Origin of the sequence: Serratia sp. SCBI, assembly GCF_000747565.1 — a bacterium.
Taxonomy (GTDB): domain Bacteria; phylum Pseudomonadota; class Gammaproteobacteria; order Enterobacterales; family Enterobacteriaceae; genus Serratia; species Serratia ureilytica.
The window spans coordinates 3,232,156-3,249,842 of sequence record NZ_CP003424.1 but is presented as its reverse complement, the minus strand read 5'-3'; the positions used below and the strand labels follow the sequence as shown (position 1 = coordinate 3,249,842).

Sequence of the window (17,687 nt, the reverse complement as noted above, 5' to 3'; positions counted from 1 at the left end):
GAGTTAACTATAAAAGAACGATGCTTTATCCACCAGGCTGTTTGTGTACCAATAGGTATTCGGTGCACCACGGCGGAATGTTAATCTGTGCTTTAGCTTTAAAATTAATAATCAAAACTCTCGCCAAATTGTTTATTTTCACACCAGGTTTCGCATGTGTAAGTACTGAGTGCTGGAAATGAAAGTCACACTGCCATCGTCTTCTATTGATCATTGCGTGCTACCCGCTTGCAAGAAACGACTGGCTGTCATGGTTTTATGAAAAAATTTCACTATTTACCGTGGTTATCATTTGCTAATTAAATTATTTGTATCCAGTGGTATTACTGGAATTATCCTACCAAGGATGAAACGTTGTTTTTAGGGCAGTTTTTGATTTTTTTCCTATTCTTAGCTTGCATAATTATCGTTTGCAATTTATTGATTTTAAAAGGAAAAAATAAATATGTAAATGTAAAATAGTTTAAACCGATCACTGTGATTCTATTGATAGGTTCAATCTATTATTGTTGTTAATATTAATACATCTAAACAATTTGCGAGCTTGGTGACGACTAACTTACGCTAAAAGGACTCTGGGAAAGACTGGCGAACGTAAAAGCCCGCTTTATTAGGCTTTATGTTTCTAGTGCTGATTGAAAAGGATATCAGGCCATGAATGAAGTCATCTCAACGGAAGTGAATGGCGTCGAATTTGATCCACGATACAGTGAAATTGAATTCACGCTTTCGGAATATGACAGCCAAACCGATCCGCTTAATGCCGTAGACAATGCGCGTGATATCAATTGGCACGCCATTCGCGAGCAGTCTGCCGCGTTGCTGGAACAGTGCTTCGATTTACATGTCGTGCTGTGGTTTATGCGTGCCAATCTTCATATCGACGGTTTTTCGGCCTTCTACCAGGGCATTAAGGATATTGACGCCAAATATGCCGAGGAGGGCGCCACCATTTTCCCTCAGGCGGATATGGAACCCTCATCGGACAGCTTTCATGCGGCCGCATTAGGGTGGCTCGCCACATCGTCCTGTCTGCACGAAATCAAGAACAGCAAGATTTTTCCCGACACGCCGTTAACCACCGACGAGCTGCTGAATATGCGGCTTGACGAGCAGGAAGGCAAAAGCCTGCATTTTTCGGAGGTGGTAAAGGTGCTGGGGCAAGCCGACAGTTATTTTGCCGGCAGAAATCTGCCTTCGCTGAAAGAGCAATTGGCGCTGGAAATCGATGCGCTGGAGCGCGTCGAGAATTACGCCAATCTGCAGGCCGAAGATTATCGTTTGGACTGCCGGCAGGTGCGCGACTATTTGAAACAGTTCAACCGCCAGCTGGCTTCACTGGAACAGCAGGAATTGCCGGCTGAACGGGATGACGCGGAGATTGACTCGCCGGATGCTGACGCGCCTGTCGCCATGCCCGGCAAATATATCCGTTCCCGGCAGGATGTCATCTTGCTGTTGGATCAGGTTTTGGACTATTTCCAAAACTATGAGCCCAGCCATCCGGCCCCCATTCTTATTCGACGTTCACAAAAAATGATCGGTATGGACTTCGCGACGATTGTTGAGGAGCTTTTGCCGGAATCTCTGGCCTCGTTAAATCAATTGTCCGGGAAGTAATTTTTATCACAAAGGAGTTTTCCAATGGCTAAGGACTCAAGCTCTCAGAAATTTATCGGTAAAAATAACGCGCCGCGCGTGCAAATTGAATATGACGTAGAGCTTTACGGTTCACAAAAGAAAGTGGAGTTGCCCTTTGTTACGGGGGTCATGTCCGATCTCTCTGGGCATCGGAAAAAGCCTTTGCTGCCGATCGAAGAGCGGAAATTCCTGACCTTTGATCAGGACAACTTCAACGATCGCATGCGCGCCATCAAGCCTCGTCTGCAATTTTACGTAGAGAACACCCTGAGCGAAGACGATGCGTTGCTGGACGTGGAATTGGAGTTTGAATCGATGGATGACTTCACGCCTGGCGCCATCGCCAAACGGGTTCCGCAGATGCAACGCCTGCTTGAAGCCCGGGAGCATCTCACGGAGCTGATCACCTATATGGATGGTAAATCCAGCGCGGAAGAAGTGGTGAAGAATCTGCTGGAGAAACCCGATTTTCTGCATCGTTTGGTGACGGATGCGCGTAAAACGGTCGCGGATGCAGAACAGGATGTGCAGGATTCCGGCAATAAAGGAGATGAGGAATGAGAGCGAGGCAACGACGCTATTCGGCTAAGCAGCAGGCTACGGCAGTCGCTGAAGTTGAAACGCAGGAAACGGAAAATGAGCTTGACGGTTTGCTCAAGCGTTCATTCCGGCCCAGAACGAACGAGGCTTCGGAAGCGGTTCGTCGGGCTATCGGCACGCTGTCCGAATATGCCAATAAAGGCAAGGTCAAGGTCAGCCAGGATGTCGTATTGACCATTGAATCGTTGATTGCCCAGATCGACGAACAGCTTTCGCAACAGATGAATAATATCTTGCACCACAAGGAGTTCCAGAAGCTGGAGTCCGCCTGGCAAGGTCTGAGTTATCTGGTCGATAACACCAACGTCAGCGAAACGCTCAAGATCCGGGTGTTGAACATCAGTCAGGATGAGCTGACGCGCAATTTGCGCCGCTATCGGGGCTCCGCCTGGGATCAAAGCCCGGTGTTCAAACAGATTTACGAACAGGAATATGGTCAGTTCGGCGGCGAGCCGTTCGGTTGCATCATCGGCGATTTTGAATTCGATCACAGCCCGATGAGCGTTACGCTGCTGACCGAGTTGGCGAAAATTTCCGCGGCGTCGCACTGTCCGTTCATTTCCGCCGCGTCGCCGTCGCTGCTGCAGATGAGCAAGTGGAACGAACTGGGCAACCCGCGGGATATCGGCAAGATTTTCACCACGCCGGAATATGCGTCCTGGCGCCGCCTGCGCGAAAGCAACGACTCGCGTTACCTGGTGTTGACGATGCCGCGTTTCCTGTCGCGTTTGCCTTATGGGGCGAAAACCAACCCGATCGAAGAGTTCGCTTTCGAGGAGTCTGTCAGGCCGGATGTGGATGATGATTTTTCCTGGGCCAACTCGGCGTATGCGATGGGCGTCAACATCAACCGCGCGTTCCATGAGTACGGCTGGTGTTCGAAGATTCGCGGCATCGAATCCGGCGGCTCGGTGGAAGAACTGCCCGCCTACGCGTTTCCATCCGATGAGGGCGGATATGAACTGACGTGCCCGACGGAAGTGGCCATTTCCGATCGGCGCGAGCAAGAACTTTCCGACGCCGGGTTCTTGCCCCTGGTCTATCGCAAGCATTCCGATTTCGCCGCTTTTATCGGTTCTTGCACCATGCACGCGCCGGCGAAATACGAGGATCCCGACGCGACGGCCAACGCCAAGCTGTCTTCGCGCTTGCCTTATATTTTCGCCACGTGCCGATTCGCGCACTATTTGAAATGCATCGTGCGCGACAAAATCGGTTCTTTTCGGTCCAGGGACGATATGCAGCTGTGGCTGAATGACTGGCTGATGAACTATGTCGATGGCGATCCTTCCGTATCGACCGAGGCGACCAAGGCGCGTCGTCCATTAGCCGCCGCCGAGGTGCGCGTTGAGGATGTAGAAGACGATCCGGGTTATTACCGCGCGCATTTCTATTTGCGCCCGCATTACCAGTTGGAAGGCATGACCGTGTCCTTGCGACTTGTATCAAAACTTCCGTCAGCCAAAAAAGATGGGAGCAGATAAGTTACGGCTGGTCATTGGTTTGGATATTGCCGACGTTAATTATTAAATGGCGTTGGTGGGAATTGATATTTCATTGAAATTTAGTGGCGCTGTTTTTTACGCTATTGCTATTTATTAATGGCTAATGGGTTCTCATTGTCGCTATTTCAATGATCGCGTAGGCAATATAACGACTTATCTGAATAGACTTTTCAATTAACGAAGTAGACCTATCAGTCAAGGAGACAAAAAATGAGCACGAAAGCTTTAGTAGACTATTTTTTGAAAATTGAGGGTGTTGATGGTGAATCACCCGACCAAACCTACCCTGGCTGGATTCAGCTGCAAGCCTGGCAATGGGCGGAAGAAAACGCCGGCCGTTGGGGGTTCGGGAGCGGCGGCGGTTCAGGCAAAGTCGAGATGAAAGACTTTGAGTTTCGCATGGTGAGCAATAAGGCTTCGCCGAAACTGTTCCTGATGTGCGCCACCGGCGAGCATATTCCTCAGGCAAAACTTGTTTGCCGTAAATCAGGCCAGGGTCAGCAAGACTTCATTGCCGTGACCTTCAGCAACTGCCTGGTTTCTTCATTCAAGACCGTGGGTAATATGCCGCTGAATTCCACCATCGGTACTGAAATCGATACCGTGCTGCCAACCGACGTTATCAAGCTGAATTTCGCACGTATCGAAGTTGAGTACAAAGAGCAAAACAATGATGGCTCCATGGGTGCGGTAATTAAGACGGGGTATGACCTCAAGCTTAATGCCCGTATCTGATCATTGATGTCACAACACTAATTGCAGGCTGTCTGCCCGCAGCGATTGCGGGCAGACATAAGCCTTATCGCGAGGTGTTAAATGAAAGCGTCATTGCCCATGCTATTCGATAAGCTCAGCGTGAGACATCAAAGCGCCAGCGCCGATAATTGGCGGCGTGTTTTGGTGCGTGATATCGAATTTTTACTGAATGACGCATCGCGCAGCGCTGATTTGAAACTTCATGATTATGCGCACAGCGAAAGTTCGGTATTGAATTATGGCCTGCCGTCGCTGAGCCAACGCATACCGATTAATACCGATCCGTTAACGCTGGCGAGACATATACAAAGAATCATTACTTCGTTTGAGCCGCGTCTGGATCCGAAAACGATTCGTGTGGTGCCTGTAGTGAATGAACGCCAATCGTATGTGCTGGCGATTTTATTCGATATTTATGGCACCTGCTCATTACCGGGTGACGAAATGCTGGTTAATTTGCGCATCGCTCTTGATTATTCCTGTGGCGCCGTACACGTATTTGATTAATAGGGGTGACTATGTTCAGTGAGCGCTTTCTCCAATTATATAATGATGAGCTGCGTTATTTTCGCGAGGCCGGTCGTCAGTTCGCCTCTTCTCATCCCCAGGTCGCCCAGCATTTAGGCATGCATATCGACGGCGTGCTGGATCCTTTCGTTGAGCGTCTGTTGGAGGGCTCCGCGTTCCTTTGCACCCGCATCCAGGAAAAGCTGAACAATGAGCAGCCGGAATTTGCCCTGCAAATGCTCTCACGCCTGGCGCCGCTGTGGTATACGCCGGTTCCTGCGATCGCCACCGTCGCGATTAAGCCCGATCTCTCTTTTCCCCAGTGGCACAGCCAGGTTGACCTGCCGCGCGGGAGCCGCATGACCCTCAACGATATCTCGCTGAACAACAAACCCGCCACGTTTACCACGGCGCGGCATATTAAAGTGCAGCCCGTTGAGATTTCACTGGCGGAATGTGAGATTTTGCCGCCGCACCATTTGCCTGACGGCGCCGCCAGACACATGCAGGATTGCTCGGCCTACGTCAGGATATGCCTGACGACGCACGGCGTGCTTCCCGTCTCGGAGCTGGATCTCGAGCCGCTGCACCTGACGCTGGCGGAAGATACGGTGCGGGCCAATCAACTGCTGGCCGCGTTGCTTAATCGCACCTTGCGCATCGTGCTATGGGCGAAAAGCGACGACCGGCCAATCGTCAAAGTCTTGCAGCCGGACAGCTTGCGCCTGGGCGGCGTCAGCGATGAAGAAGCCTTGTTGCCCACCGTGGTGGGGGAACTGCCCGGCAACCGGCTGATGCGCGAATACTTCGCCGCGCCAAGCCGCTTCTTCAGCCTGGAGCTGCATGGCGTGCAGGATTTTCTGCGACAATGTGAACGCGTTCACGAGTTCGAGATCTTGTTCGCGCTGGAGCAACGCCCACTCACTCTGATCGGTCGCGTCAACGCCAGGGATTTTCATCTTTTCGCGACCCCGGTCATCAACCTGTATCGCCGCCATTGCTCGCCGGTGCTGCTGACGGATGAGCGCACGGAGCACCAGCTGGTGGTCGATCGTTTGAACACCTCGCTGTATGAGATACACAGCGTAAAACAAGTGAAAGGCATGCTGCCCGACGGCAACCCGGTGATTTTCTCTTCGCTGCAGGCCGACGTGCAGTACGACTGCGAGCGGGAGCCGGCCGGTTATACGCTGCACCGTCGCCGGGAGCCGTCGCCCTCCAAGTACAACAATCCGCACCTGCCCAACGAAGATACCTTCATCGCCATCTCGCCGGGCAAAAGCGGCATCGACATCGACGACATCACGTCGCTCAGCGTCGAGGCGCTGGTATGCGAACGGCATCTGGTGCCGGCGCACCTTCAGCAGCCGCATTTCCAGCTGGAAACGGCGATGCCGATCCACCAGGTGGAGATCGTCCGCTACCCGAGCAACCCGGTCGCGGTGCCGAACATCAGCCAGGCGTGGCAGGCGATCCAGATGCTGGCCTCCAATCCTTTGCGCCATGCGCGCCCCGACGTTCAGGATTGTTCGGCGCTGTTGCGCGACTGGCTGTCGTTGTTCTGCCATCAGGATGACTCCAGCCAGCGCAAGCGCATCGCCAGCATCAAAAACGCCTGGGTGGAGCACCACTTCGAACGCAATCAGGGGCCGGGGCCGCTGGCCTGGATCCGCGGAGCCGAGATCGCCGTCAACTTAAGCGCCAACCATCATGCCGACCACGGCGCCTATCTGTTCGGCAAAATATTGCACCACGCGTTGAGCCAATACGGCGACCTGAACCAAACGTTAAGCATGAAGCTGTTGCTGGATGGGGAAACCCACGCCGACTGGGGGGCGCTCTACTATGGCTGATATGTCGTTGATGCGTGAAACGGCGCTCTCGTTGGAGCCGGCGCCGACGCCGGGGGCGCAAAGCGAAAGCGCGGGCCAGGCCGAAATCCGCGGGCTGTCCAATCGACAGGATTTTTTCGAGCTGCTGCGGCGTATCGAACGCGCGCAGCCGGATGCGCCGCGGCTCGGCGTCTCCAACGATCGCAGCCGCGAAAGGCTCTGCATTACCCAGCCGGCGGATATGGCGTTCGCTTCACGTGAAATCGCCTCTATCGTGCAGCGCCCTAAGCAAGTGCTGATTCAGGCGCGGCATTTCGGCATGTTCGCCCCCTACGGCCCGCTGCCGATTCATGTGACTGAGCACGCGCGCACCGAAGTCATCGCCAGACGCAACCAGGCGTTCCAGCAGTTCGTCGGCATCGTCAGCCAGCGCTTCGCCGTATTGCACTACCGGGCCTGGGCGCAGCTGAAGGCGATGATCGGCCATGAGCATGACGATGACAAAAACCCGTTCTTGCGCCATTTGCGCCAGACGGTGGGCGTCGATACGGCGCTGACGGTGAACCCGCATATCCAGCGCCTGCGCGAGGCGTACCCCGGCACTTATCTGCCCGGTCGCCGCTCGCTGCGGCAGCTCAACAAGATGTTGGCGGCCTATTTCGCCGTTCCCATCACGATTACGCCGCGCTACGCCAAGTGGATCGACGACGGCAAGCAAAGCGGCAGCCAAAAGCTGGGCAAGTTGGGCAGCACGCGCATCGGCAGCCGCTTTTTCGATGCCCAGTACGGCGCGCATATTCAGATCGGCCCGCTGGGGCCCCGCAGTATCAGCAGTATCAGCGCGGCAGCCGGCGGCTGCAGGCGTTGGTGAGCATCTGTCATGACTTTACGAGCCATCAGCTGATGCTGGATGTCAGCCTGCTGATTGCCACGGAGCCGGGCATGGCGGCGCAGCTGGGCGGCAAGTCGCTGAGTAAAGACAGCTGGCTGAAACCTAAGACAGGGACGTTTAGGCAGCTGGTTTATCAATCAACAACTTAATATAAGGAAATTTAAGGTGTATCAACGAGAACGTCTTTTTTCGCGATTGGGCCACTTTGCCTATCAGTCGTTCGTCGAAGCGACCAAGCTGTGCCGAACCTTCAGGCACGAATACGTGGAGCTGGAACACTGGCTGAAAGTCCTGGTGGACAAGGAACGCGGCGACTTGCCGATGATCCTGGCGCACTACGCCATCAACAGTCAGCGTATCAGCGATGCGTTGGATCGCATTCTTCATACCTTGCCTAACCGGACGAATGCGGTGGTGGACCTGTCGACGCAACTGGAAACGGTGGTGGAAAGAGGGCTGCTGATGAGCCAGCTCGCCGAAACGCCGTCCGGCGGGGTGCGCACCATTCATATCCTGGTCGGCATTCTGCAGGATCCCACGTTGCAGCGCAGCCTGTACCGGCTGAGCGACGAGTTCAAAAAACTGCCGATCCCGCAGCTGTTCGACGATTATCCGGCGATTCTGGCGGAGTCCGTCGAGCATGAGGAAGAGGAAGAAGAGGTCTACAGCGCCCACGGCGATGCGCCGGAGGCGTCCGAGACGGTCGATATTCTCGATAAATGGTGCGCCGATCTGACCCGCCAGGCGCGCGACGGTGAAATCGACCCGGTGATTGGCCGCGAAGCGGAGCTGCGCCAGGTGATCGACATCTTGCTGCGTCGCCGGCAGAACAACCCGATTTTGGTGGGCGAAGCCGGGGTCGGCAAAACGGCGGTGGCAGAAGCGCTGGCCTGCAAGATAGCCCAGGGGCAGGTGCCGCCGCTGCTGCAGGGCGCCCGGCTGCTGTCTTTGGATCTGGGGCGCATGCAGGCCGGGGCGAGCATGAGGGGCGAATTCGAATCGCGCCTGAAAGCGCTGATCGACGCCATCGCGCATTCGGCGGTACCGGTGATCCTGTTTTGCGACGAGGCGCATACGCTGGTGGGCGCCGGCGGGCAGGCCGGCACCGGCGACGCCGTCAACCTGTTGAAACCGATGTTGGCCAGGGGGGCGCTGCGCATGGTGGCGGCGACGACCTGGTCGGAATACAAACAGTTCATCGAGCCGGATGCCGCGCTGACGCGCCGTTTCCAGTACGTGTTGGTTTCTGAACCCGACGAAGAGAATGCGGTGAACATGATGCGCGCCATCGCCCCGCATTTTGCGCAGCACCACAGCGTCAAGATCCGCGAGTCGGCGCTGCAGGCGGCGGTGCATTTGTCGCTGCGCCATCTGCCGTCGCGGCAACTGCCGGACAAAGCCATCAGCTTGCTGGACACCGCCTGCGCGCGGGTGGCGCTGAGCCAGCATGCGTTGCCTGAAAAAATCGAGTCGCTCGAGGCCGGGTTGGCGGTGAAGCGCACCGAAATGAACGGCCTGCAGGAGGAAAGCAAATTCGACGATCTGGCGCTTACCCGCATCACTGAATTGCAGCAGACCCTCAGCGACATGGAAGGCGAACTGGATGCGCTGCGTCAGCGGCAGGCGCAGGAGCAACAGGCGGTCACCACCTTGCTCGACGCGGAGCGGCAGTCGCCGGAGCGCTTGCCGCAGTTGGCCTCCGAGCTGGGAGCCTTGCAAGACGGCGGCCTGCCGTTGGTGTATCCGTGGGTGGACGACCGCGTCGTGGCGGAGGTGTTGTCGGATTGGACCGGCATCCCCACCGGCCGCATGCTGCAAAGCGATCTGGACAATGCGCTCAATCTCAACCAACTGCTGAGCCGCCAGATATTCGGCCAGCAGACGGCGATCGATGAAATCGCGCAGGCGGTGCGCATCTCCCGCGCCGGCATTCAGGCGCACGATCGGCCATTGGGCGTTTTCATGCTGTCCGGCCCGAGCGGCGTCGGCAAAACGGAGACCGCGTTTGCGCTGGCGGAGGCGATGTACGGCGGCGCGCATAACCTGATCGTCTTCAATATGAGCGAGTTTCAGGAATCGCATACCGTTTCCACCCTGAAAGGGGCGCCGCCGGGCTATGTCGGCTACGGCAAGGGCGGCAAGTTGACGGAGGCGGTGCGCCGCAAACCTTATTCCATCGTCTTGCTCGACGAATTCGACAAGGCGCATCCCGATATCCACGAGGCGTTTTATCAAGTCTTCGACAAGGGCGTGATGGAAGACGGTGAGGGCCGCATGATCAGCTTCCGCCAGTGTTTCATTTTAATGACGAGCAATATCGGCGCCGGCGAAATAGAAGCGACGCTGGCGGAAACGCCGGATCTGAAAACCGAAGCGCTGCGGCCGATGCTGCACGACGTGCTGGCGCGCTTCTTCCCGGCGGCGCTGTTGGCGCGCATGAACGTCATTCCCTACGTGCCGCTTTCTACCGAAGCGATAACCCATATCGCCACCAAACAGATTTCGCGTTTACAACAGCGTTTGCACAAAGAAGTGGGCGTGTCGCTGGTGCTGGAAGGCGACATTCCAGGCTGGATAGCCAAACGCATCAGCGCCCATCCTTCGCGCGGCAGAGCGGTCGAGTCGCTGCTGCAGCAGGCGATTTTGCCGCCCATCAGCAATGAAGTGCTGCAGCGCAAACGGACGGGACAGGAACTGCAGAATATCCAACTCATGGTCGAGAACGATAGTTTAAGTGTTTATTTCGACTGATTTTTAATTTGCCGCCGGCCCGCAAACGCGGGGCGGGGTTCGATATCGGATCAGAGAGGTTGTTATGCCTTTAATCGAAATTGATAACCCGGTGTTAGCCGAATTAAATGCGTTTCCACTCAGCTTCACCACCAAAGAAGGGTTGTCGAGCAACTCGCAATATACGCTCGAATTCGAATGTGAACAGGCGGACGTTGATTATGAATCTCTGCTGGGTCAAGGGATCAGCATTCAAATAGAAAGGCCGGATTTCGGCGCGCGGCCGTTTTACGCTTACGTGATCGGCGCCTCCGATTCGGGGCAGCATCAGGATAAGTTCGTTTATAAGCTGGAGCTGAGCACCTGGCTGTGGTTTTTGATGCAGAACCGCAACAGCCGCATTTTCCAGGATTTGAACGTGCTCGACATCATCGAGCAAATCTTCTCGCGCTACGGTTTTGCCGACTACCGTCTGGATATTCAAGGCACTTATCCGACGCGTGAATATTGCGTGCAGTTTTCTGAAACGGATTTCGCGTTTATCAGCCGCCTGCTTGAAGACGAAGGCATCTGGTATTACTTCGATCACGCCGAGGATAAACACACGCTGGTGATCACCGACCGGCAGAATTTCGACGATCTGGATTTCGGTTACGCCGTGTTGCCGTTCATGCCGGACAGCGAAGAAAACCGCGCCATCCGCGAAGGGATCCAGCGCATCCAGCGTTCACGCAAAGTGCGCCCGAATGAAATCGTGCTGCGCGACTTCGACTTCCAGAACCCGCGCAAGAACCTGCAAACCAAGGTGGAAGAGAGCCGCCTCGGCCTGCAGAACACCCCGTTGGAGTGGTACGACTACGCGGCGGGTTATGTGGATACCGAACGCGGTGAAAACCTGGCGCGGCTGCGCCTTGAAGAAATGCAAAGCGACGGCCATTTGCTGTTTGGCGAGAGCAACGCCGTCGGGCTGATGGCCGGCAAGGATTTCTCCTTGATTTTGCACCCGGACGCCAACCGCAACCGCCGCTTCAAGCTGACTCGCTGCGACTATGTGTTCGTGCAAGACGGTCCGGACAGCAGCAGCGACGGCCGCAACGTCACCTGCCGTTTCAATGCGTTGAACGACGACGTGCCTTTCCGCCCGCTGCGCGAAACGCCAAAGCCGCAGATGCCGGGCATCCAGAGCGCCACCGTGGTCGGCGCGCCCAACTCCGAAGTGCATACCGACAAATTTGCGCGCATCCGCGTGCATTTCCACTGGGATCGCTACAAAACCACCGAGGAAGACAGCTCTTGCTGGATCCGCGTGGTGCAGGCCTGGGCAGGGAAAGGCTGGGGCGTGATCGCCATGCCGCGCGTCGGTCAGGAAGTGCTGGTGACCTATGTCGACGGCGATCTCGATCGTCCGATGGTGACCGGGATTGTGTATAACGGCGACAACCCGCCGCCTTATCAGTTACCTGAATACATCAACTACTCGGGCATGGTGTCGCGTTCGCTGCGCTTCGGCAAGCCGCAGCATGCCAGCCAGTTGACCTTCGATGACAACCGCAACAACGAACGCGTCATGCTGCATGCCGAACGCGATCTGCAAACCACGGTGGAGCGCAACCAGGCCACCGAGGTGGGAATGGACAAGTTCGACATCATCCGCCGCACCTTTACCGACTGGTTCACCAACCACGTCTCTTACAAGGATTACGTCTTCAGCATTACCGGGTTTGACGCCTCGATTAAAGGCGTCAGCGCGTCGATGACCGGCGTCAGCCTCACCGCCACCGGCGTGAGCACCTCGTTTACCGGCGTGAGCACCTCGTTCACCGGCGTGAGCACGTCATTTACCGGCGTGAGCACTTCGTTCACCGGGCTGAGCACCTCGTTCACCGGGCAGAGCACCAGCTGCACCGGCGTATCAAACTCGATGACCGGCGAAAGCAACTCCTTCACCAGCATCAGCAACAGCATGACCGGCGAAAGCAACAGCTACACCACGGTCAGCACCAGCCAGACCGGCAGCAGCACCAGCTTTACCGGCGTCAGTGTCAGTACCACCGGCTCGTCGACCAGCACCACCGGCTGCAGCATCAGCACCACCGGATCGTCGACCAGCACCACCGGCTGCAGCATCAGTACCACCGGCAGCAGCGTGAGCACCACCGGCAGCAGCGTCGGCACCACCGGCAGCAGCGTCAGCAGCACCGGCAGCAGCGTCAGCAATACCGGCAGCAGCGTCAGCAATACCGGCAGCAGCACCAGCACGACAGGGGTGTCGATCAGCTATACCGGCGCGTCACTGTCCGAGACCGGCGTCGATTTGAAAAAAGTCGGGATGCAAAGCAAAAACTAACGAGGCGCGGCAATGAGAATCATACGGCCACAGCAATTGGTGGCGATTAAAGGAAGTTACCAGATCGGGACAGACAGCCGGCTCGGCATCAGCGTCGTGGCCGGATGCTACCTGTCCCGGCCTGAGCACTTCGTGAACGAAGCCGAAATCTGGGAGGCATGGAAGCGCGTGCCGCTCAGCCTGCCGATATTGGATGTTGCCGAGCCGAAGCCGTTCGCCGAATACCTGATCGCCGGCCATGCCGGCATCGGTCAGCCGGTGAAAACGCTGAATGTCAGCGCCGACATCGGCGGGCTGAAGCGCCGTTGGCGGGTCGAGGGCGAGGGACGGCGCGGCGCGATGGAGGTGGAACCCTTCCTCAGCGTGCCGCTGGATCACACCTCCGCCTGGGGCGGCAAAGACAACAAGGAGAACCCGTTTGGCCGCGGCTGCAATGACGGGCTGCGGCCGCTGCTGATGACGCTGTCCGCCGAGGGGACCGCGCAGGAGCGCTCTCCGCTGGCGGCGCCGGCGCCGGTGCCGCACGAGTTTGCGCTGCGCAAGGCGCACATCGATAAGGTGGCGGGCCAGATCGCCGGCAAAGCCTATCTCGAGACGGCATTCCCCGGGCTGCCGGCCAATATCGATCGGCGTTATTTCCAGATGGCGCCGCCGGCGCAGTGGTTGCCGGAAGCGGCGTGGCCGGATCGGGTGCCCTTCGAGCTGCAGGGCGTCGGCGCGCAAAGCGAGGCGATTCGCGGCGAGCTGCCGGCGGTGCGCGGACGGGCGTTCATCCGCCGTCACGATAGCGACAGCCTCGAGGAAATCGAGCTGCAGCGCAAAACGCTGTGGTTCCTGCCCGACAGCGACATCGCTTTGCTTATCTTCACCGGCAATGCGCCGTTGACGCATCTGCTGGACGAGTCCATCGAGTCCGTCATGCTGGCGTTGGATCGCTGCGATGCGCCGCGCTCGTTCGACTATTTCCAACAGGTATTCCGCAAGCGCAGCGACGATGACGCCTCGCCCTTTGAGTTTCTGTTCGATCCGGATCTGATGCCGGCGGAGATGGGATTGAACGTCATCCAGGCGGTGTCGGATCACCCCAGCGATTTGCGTTACGATCCGTCGCCCACCTCTCTGGGCGATTCCGCCGTGTTCTATCAACGCATCCGCGAGGCGATCGCCTTGCACCAGCAACAAGCGGCGGCGGAGCCCGCTTCCGTGACGTTGCCCGATTTGCCGGATCTTCCCGCCGAAGACGGCAATGACGCGTTTTTCCCCGATAGCGCGACCGTGGAAGGGAAGACTTTCACCGGTTTGCGCTGCGAGGCGCTGTCGGGCCGGCATTTTCTGCAGTGCCGCTTTGAGCGCTGCGATTTCTCGCAGGCTTCCCTCGACGGCTGCACCTTCGAAAACTGCGTTTTTGATGCGGTCAATTTGACGCAGGCGGCGCTGCGCCAGATCCGCATGATCTCGTGCACGCTGCAAAAGCCGTTGCTGGCGGAAAGCGTGTGGCAAGAGGCGGTCTTCGAACGGGTGACGCTGGCGGAGCCTCAGGGGCAAGGGCTGCGCGCCGACCACGTGAAGCTGGATAACTGCGTTTTCGAACGGGGCGATTTCACCGCGAGCCGCTTTGAACACGCGGCGATCGGCAACGGCATGTTTAATGGCGCGACGCTGATCCGCGCGCAGTTTCTGCAAGGCGAGCTGGACGCGTGCGTGTTTAACCGCTGCCTCGCCGAAGAGGCGGTTGCGCTGGAGATGACGCTCACCAAAAACTCGTTCATTGGCGGCAACTGGCGCGGCGTGCGCTTCGAACGCTGCCGCGTCGAGAGCCTGACGGCGGGCATGCAGGCGAACTTTTCCCACGCCGTGTTCAGCGATAGCTGTTTCACCAAAGTGGGATTGAAAGCGGCGCGCATGGAGAAGTGCCAACTGATGTACAGCGTTTTCACTGAATGCAACTTTGACGAGGCCGATCTGACGGCCTGCGCGATCGCCGGCTGCGATCTGGCCGGCGTACGGTTTAAAGACAGCCTGTTGACGCACTCACGTTGGCAAAACAGCAGCGCTCAGCAAGGCCTGTTTTATAACGCCGATCTGCGCGATGCGGAATTTGACCAGTGCAATCTGGCGGCGGCGCATCTGGCGATGACCTGGCAGGACGCCGGCACGCGGTTCAGCGGTTGTCTGCTGGAGCGCGCGTGTTGGGTGCCGCGCAGAATCATTCATGGGGACTATGTGCATGAAAACTGAAAGCCGCGTGATTCAACAGGCGCTGCCTGACCGAGAGGCGATCGAACTGGAGGTCGCCCAGGCGGTGGCGCAGACGCCGCCCATGCCGCGGATCTTCAAGAAACGCCGGTTTCACGATCGCGAGCTGAAAGGGTTGACGCTGAGCGACTGCTTTTTCATCGACTGTCATTTCGAACGCGTCACGTTTGAAGGCTGTGATTTGCGGGCGGTGCGCTTTGAGGGCTGCACCCTGCAGCAGGTCAACGTGGTCGGCGGCAGCCTGATGCGCCTGTCGTTCAACGAATGCCGGTTTGAGAACCTGACGCTGCAACAGGGGCTGCTGTGCAATTTGGCGTTCAACGACACCACGCTGCAGGGGTGTTACGTCGGCGATTGTCTGCTGGATGACTGCGGTTTGATCCGGTGCGAGGTCAACGGCGCGGAAATTGAACGCAGCAGCCTGGGGCATCTGGCCGTGCAGTCCTGCACCCTGACCAACCTGATGTTTCACCAGGACGTGATACAGGACGCCAACTGGTACGCCTGCCAACTCACGCAGTGCCTGTGGCAGGCGTCGACCCTCGAGCGCCACATCATGGGGAGCTGCCGGCTGGAGACGTGCAGCTGGCAGACGATCGCGGGGCAGGCGCGCATCTGGTTCACCTGCCGCCTGTCGGGCTGCACTTTGGCTCAGCTACAGCTGCAGGGCGCCAGTTTTCACCGTAGCGAGCTGGAGGGGTGTTCGTTCGCCGACAGCGATCTGACCTCGGCGATCTTCGCTGAAGCGCAGGCGCTGCGCTGCGATTTCGAGCGCGCGACGCTGATCCTGGCGCAGGGGCAGAAGGCCCGGTTCAGCGAATGTGCGATGGGCGGCGCCAACTGGGGGCGCGCCATCTTGCCGCAAGCGGAATTCAGGGCGTGCGATCTGGCGTTAGCCAATCTTGAGCAGGCCGAGCTGCGGGAAGCGAACCTGATCGAACAGCCGTTGACCGCCGCTCAGCAACAGAGCGCTCGCCTGCATGGCGCGCAGCGTCATCGCGCCGAAAACGTGCCGCTTACCGCCGATCCGTTCTTGAGCGCGATCGACGCCTGGTATGCGCATCAACAACCGGGGCCGCGGCAACCGTCGTATCAACGGCCAACAGGAGTAAGCAGATATGTATAAATCCAGAAGAGAGCATCAGAAGGTCTATGCCAACGCCAGGGTGACGCCTTTGCAGTTGGTGCGCAGCGCTCCGCTTCCCGAACAAGGGGGGCGCAAGGTGGTGACGCTGGCGGCCGACGCCAACGGCGGTCTGTATGTCGACGGCATGCGCGCGCATTGTCTGGCGGTCGCCACCAGCTGCCTGGTTCAGCCGCTGGCGGGCGATCGCGTTTGCGTCATCGCCGACGGCGACAAGTTGGTCATCACCGAGATCCTGTCGCGGCAACAGGCGAACGCCGTTATGACGCTGGACAGCCGCTGCGCCAACTTGCGCATCGTGGCGCCGGAGATAGAGCTGCAGGGCGGCAAGCGGCTGACGCTGCGCAGCCCGCACTTCACGCTGCTGACGCGCAGCAGCCGTTGGGTTGCCGAAACGCTGCACCAAATCTCTCAACGCCTGTTTGTGCGCAGCAAGCACGCGAGCCGGCGGGTGGAGGAAACCGACGAGGTGCTGGCCAAGCACATCATTCAGGATGCGCGGCAATCCCTCGTCATCAACAGTGAAATTGGTTCCCTGAAGTCTTCGGCGGTGCTGAAGATCGACGGTGGCCAGATACATATGGGATAAACCACCATGACTGCAGCCAATACCAACATGGGCGGGATCGGCTTTGCCGGCTGCGACCCGATGATACCGGCGCCGGGCCCGAACACCTCGCCCAACAACACCGGCATACCGAACGTGCCTAACATTTTCATTTCCGGCGGCAATGAACAAAACCTCGGCACCACTCGTGTGGCCACCGCCGATTCGGGCGGAGTGATCGGCGCTGCCTCGGGGACGCATTCGGCCCAGGCGCAGCCGGTGCAGGGATCGGGTAAGTATTTCTCCGGCGGCATGCCGGTCACGCGGCTAGGTGATTCCAGCACGACGAACAACAACAACATGGTCTGCACTCAGGTCGCGCCGAGCCAGACCAAATGTTTCGTTAATGCATAGGAGTTCAGCATGGTGAAAACGCTCCGGGGGATTGCGACAGGGGGACTGTTGGCGGTGGGGATGCTCGGCGGATGCAGCTGGTTTTCTCACGATGAGGCTGCGGATGCGGGGCGTCGGTTGCGGTTTATCGACGTCGAGGTGACCGCCAACGACAACGTGAACCCGAATGCCGCCGGGGAGGCGCAGCCGGTCAAGGTGTGCGTGATAGAAACCAATCGATCGGGGTGGATGCCTGAGGGAATTGGCGACGGCGCCCCTTGCCGCGAGACGGCGCCGTCGGAAGGGGCGCTGAGCCGGCACCAGAGCATTTTGCAACCGAGGGAGACGTTGCGTTATCGCTTCGAGGTGCCGGCGGGGCAAGAGCGATGGGTCGTCGTCGGGGCGGAGTTTCAGCAAATCAGCGGCGTGTTGCCGCTCGCCGAGCAAAAGTCCCCTGCGCAGGCTGATTCGCAAATGAAGGTGATGGTGGGGATGACGTCACTCAGCATAGTGACTAACGACAAAATGGATGAATGA

The 17,687-nt window shown here is 57.8% G+C and carries 15 protein-coding genes; all 15 read left to right on the top strand.

Features of this window, described 5'->3' with window-relative positions; all coding sequences use genetic code 11:
* Positions 1 to 654: 654 nt before the first annotated feature.
* The 15 genes from SERRSCBI_RS15240 (at position 655) to SERRSCBI_RS15175 (ending at position 17,687) form a co-directional block, all read left to right on the top strand.
* Positions 655 to 1,620 (top strand): ImpA family type VI secretion system protein, encoded by a 966-nt coding sequence (locus SERRSCBI_RS15240; protein ID WP_033643664.1) that lies wholly within the window; start codon positions 655 to 657, stop codon positions 1,618 to 1,620.
* Positions 1,621 to 1,644: 24 nt separating this feature from the next.
* The gene (tssB, locus tag SERRSCBI_RS15235) at positions 1,645 to 2,202 is read left to right on the top strand and encodes a type VI secretion system contractile sheath small subunit (protein WP_033643663.1); all 558 of its coding nucleotides are present in this window, start codon (positions 1,645 to 1,647) and stop codon (positions 2,200 to 2,202) included.
* The gene (gene tssC / locus SERRSCBI_RS15230) at positions 2,199 to 3,725 is read left to right on the top strand and encodes a type VI secretion system contractile sheath large subunit (protein ID WP_033643662.1); all 1,527 of its coding nucleotides are present in this window, start codon (positions 2,199 to 2,201) and stop codon (positions 3,723 to 3,725) included. The genes tssB and tssC overlap by 4 nt, the downstream gene beginning before the upstream one ends.
* Positions 3,726 to 3,956: 231 nt before the next feature.
* The gene (locus tag SERRSCBI_RS15225; RefSeq protein ID WP_004935369.1) at positions 3,957 to 4,481 is read left to right on the top strand and encodes an Hcp family type VI secretion system effector; all 525 of its coding nucleotides are present in this window, start codon (positions 3,957 to 3,959) and stop codon (positions 4,479 to 4,481) included.
* A gap of 81 nt (positions 4,482 to 4,562) precedes the next feature.
* Positions 4,563 to 5,009: a type VI secretion system baseplate subunit TssE gene (locus SERRSCBI_RS15220; protein ID WP_015378391.1), complete on the top strand. Its 447-nt coding sequence runs from the start codon at positions 4,563 to 4,565 to the stop codon at positions 5,007 to 5,009.
* Between the two features lie 11 nt (positions 5,010 to 5,020).
* On the top strand, positions 5,021 to 6,862 hold the full coding sequence (gene tssF / locus SERRSCBI_RS15215) for a type VI secretion system baseplate subunit TssF (RefSeq protein WP_033643661.1): 1,842 nt from the start codon (positions 5,021 to 5,023) through the stop codon (positions 6,860 to 6,862).
* Positions 6,855 to 7,712 (top strand): type VI secretion system baseplate subunit TssG, encoded by an 858-nt coding sequence (locus tag SERRSCBI_RS15210; RefSeq protein WP_232230713.1) that lies wholly within the window; start codon positions 6,855 to 6,857, stop codon positions 7,710 to 7,712. Before tssF ends, SERRSCBI_RS15210 begins: the two co-directional genes overlap by 8 nt.
* Positions 7,713 to 7,744: 32 nt before the next feature.
* Positions 7,745 to 7,882, top strand: coding sequence for a hypothetical protein (locus tag SERRSCBI_RS25130; RefSeq protein WP_232230712.1), 138 nt, complete (start codon positions 7,745 to 7,747; stop codon positions 7,880 to 7,882).
* Between the two features lie 16 nt (positions 7,883 to 7,898).
* Positions 7,899 to 10,484, top strand: a complete 2,586-nt coding sequence (gene tssH, locus SERRSCBI_RS15205; RefSeq protein ID WP_033643660.1) for a type VI secretion system ATPase TssH — start codon at positions 7,899 to 7,901, stop codon at positions 10,482 to 10,484.
* 64 nt (positions 10,485 to 10,548) lie between these two features.
* A complete protein-coding gene (gene vgrG, locus SERRSCBI_RS15200) occupies positions 10,549 to 12,810 on the top strand; it encodes a type VI secretion system tip protein VgrG (protein ID WP_004935351.1) in 2,262 nt (753 codons plus the stop codon).
* Between the two features lie 12 nt (positions 12,811 to 12,822).
* The gene (locus SERRSCBI_RS15195) at positions 12,823 to 15,048 is read left to right on the top strand and encodes a DUF2169 domain-containing protein (protein WP_042784957.1); all 2,226 of its coding nucleotides are present in this window, start codon (positions 12,823 to 12,825) and stop codon (positions 15,046 to 15,048) included.
* The gene (locus SERRSCBI_RS15190) at positions 15,038 to 16,192 is read left to right on the top strand and encodes a pentapeptide repeat-containing protein (RefSeq protein WP_232230711.1); all 1,155 of its coding nucleotides are present in this window, start codon (positions 15,038 to 15,040) and stop codon (positions 16,190 to 16,192) included. The genes SERRSCBI_RS15195 and SERRSCBI_RS15190 overlap by 11 nt, the downstream gene beginning before the upstream one ends.
* Positions 16,185 to 16,799 (top strand): DUF3540 domain-containing protein, encoded by a 615-nt coding sequence (locus tag SERRSCBI_RS15185; protein ID WP_033643657.1) that lies wholly within the window; start codon positions 16,185 to 16,187, stop codon positions 16,797 to 16,799. Before SERRSCBI_RS15190 ends, SERRSCBI_RS15185 begins: the two co-directional genes overlap by 8 nt.
* A 6-nt stretch (positions 16,800 to 16,805) precedes the next feature.
* Entirely contained in the window at positions 16,806 to 17,171 is a 366-nt protein-coding gene (locus SERRSCBI_RS15180) for a PAAR-like domain-containing protein (RefSeq protein ID WP_033643656.1), read from the top strand.
* Positions 17,172 to 17,180: 9 nt separating this feature from the next.
* Positions 17,181 to 17,687: a type VI secretion lipoprotein TssJ gene (locus tag SERRSCBI_RS15175; RefSeq protein WP_033643655.1), complete on the top strand. Its 507-nt coding sequence runs from the start codon at positions 17,181 to 17,183 to the stop codon at positions 17,685 to 17,687.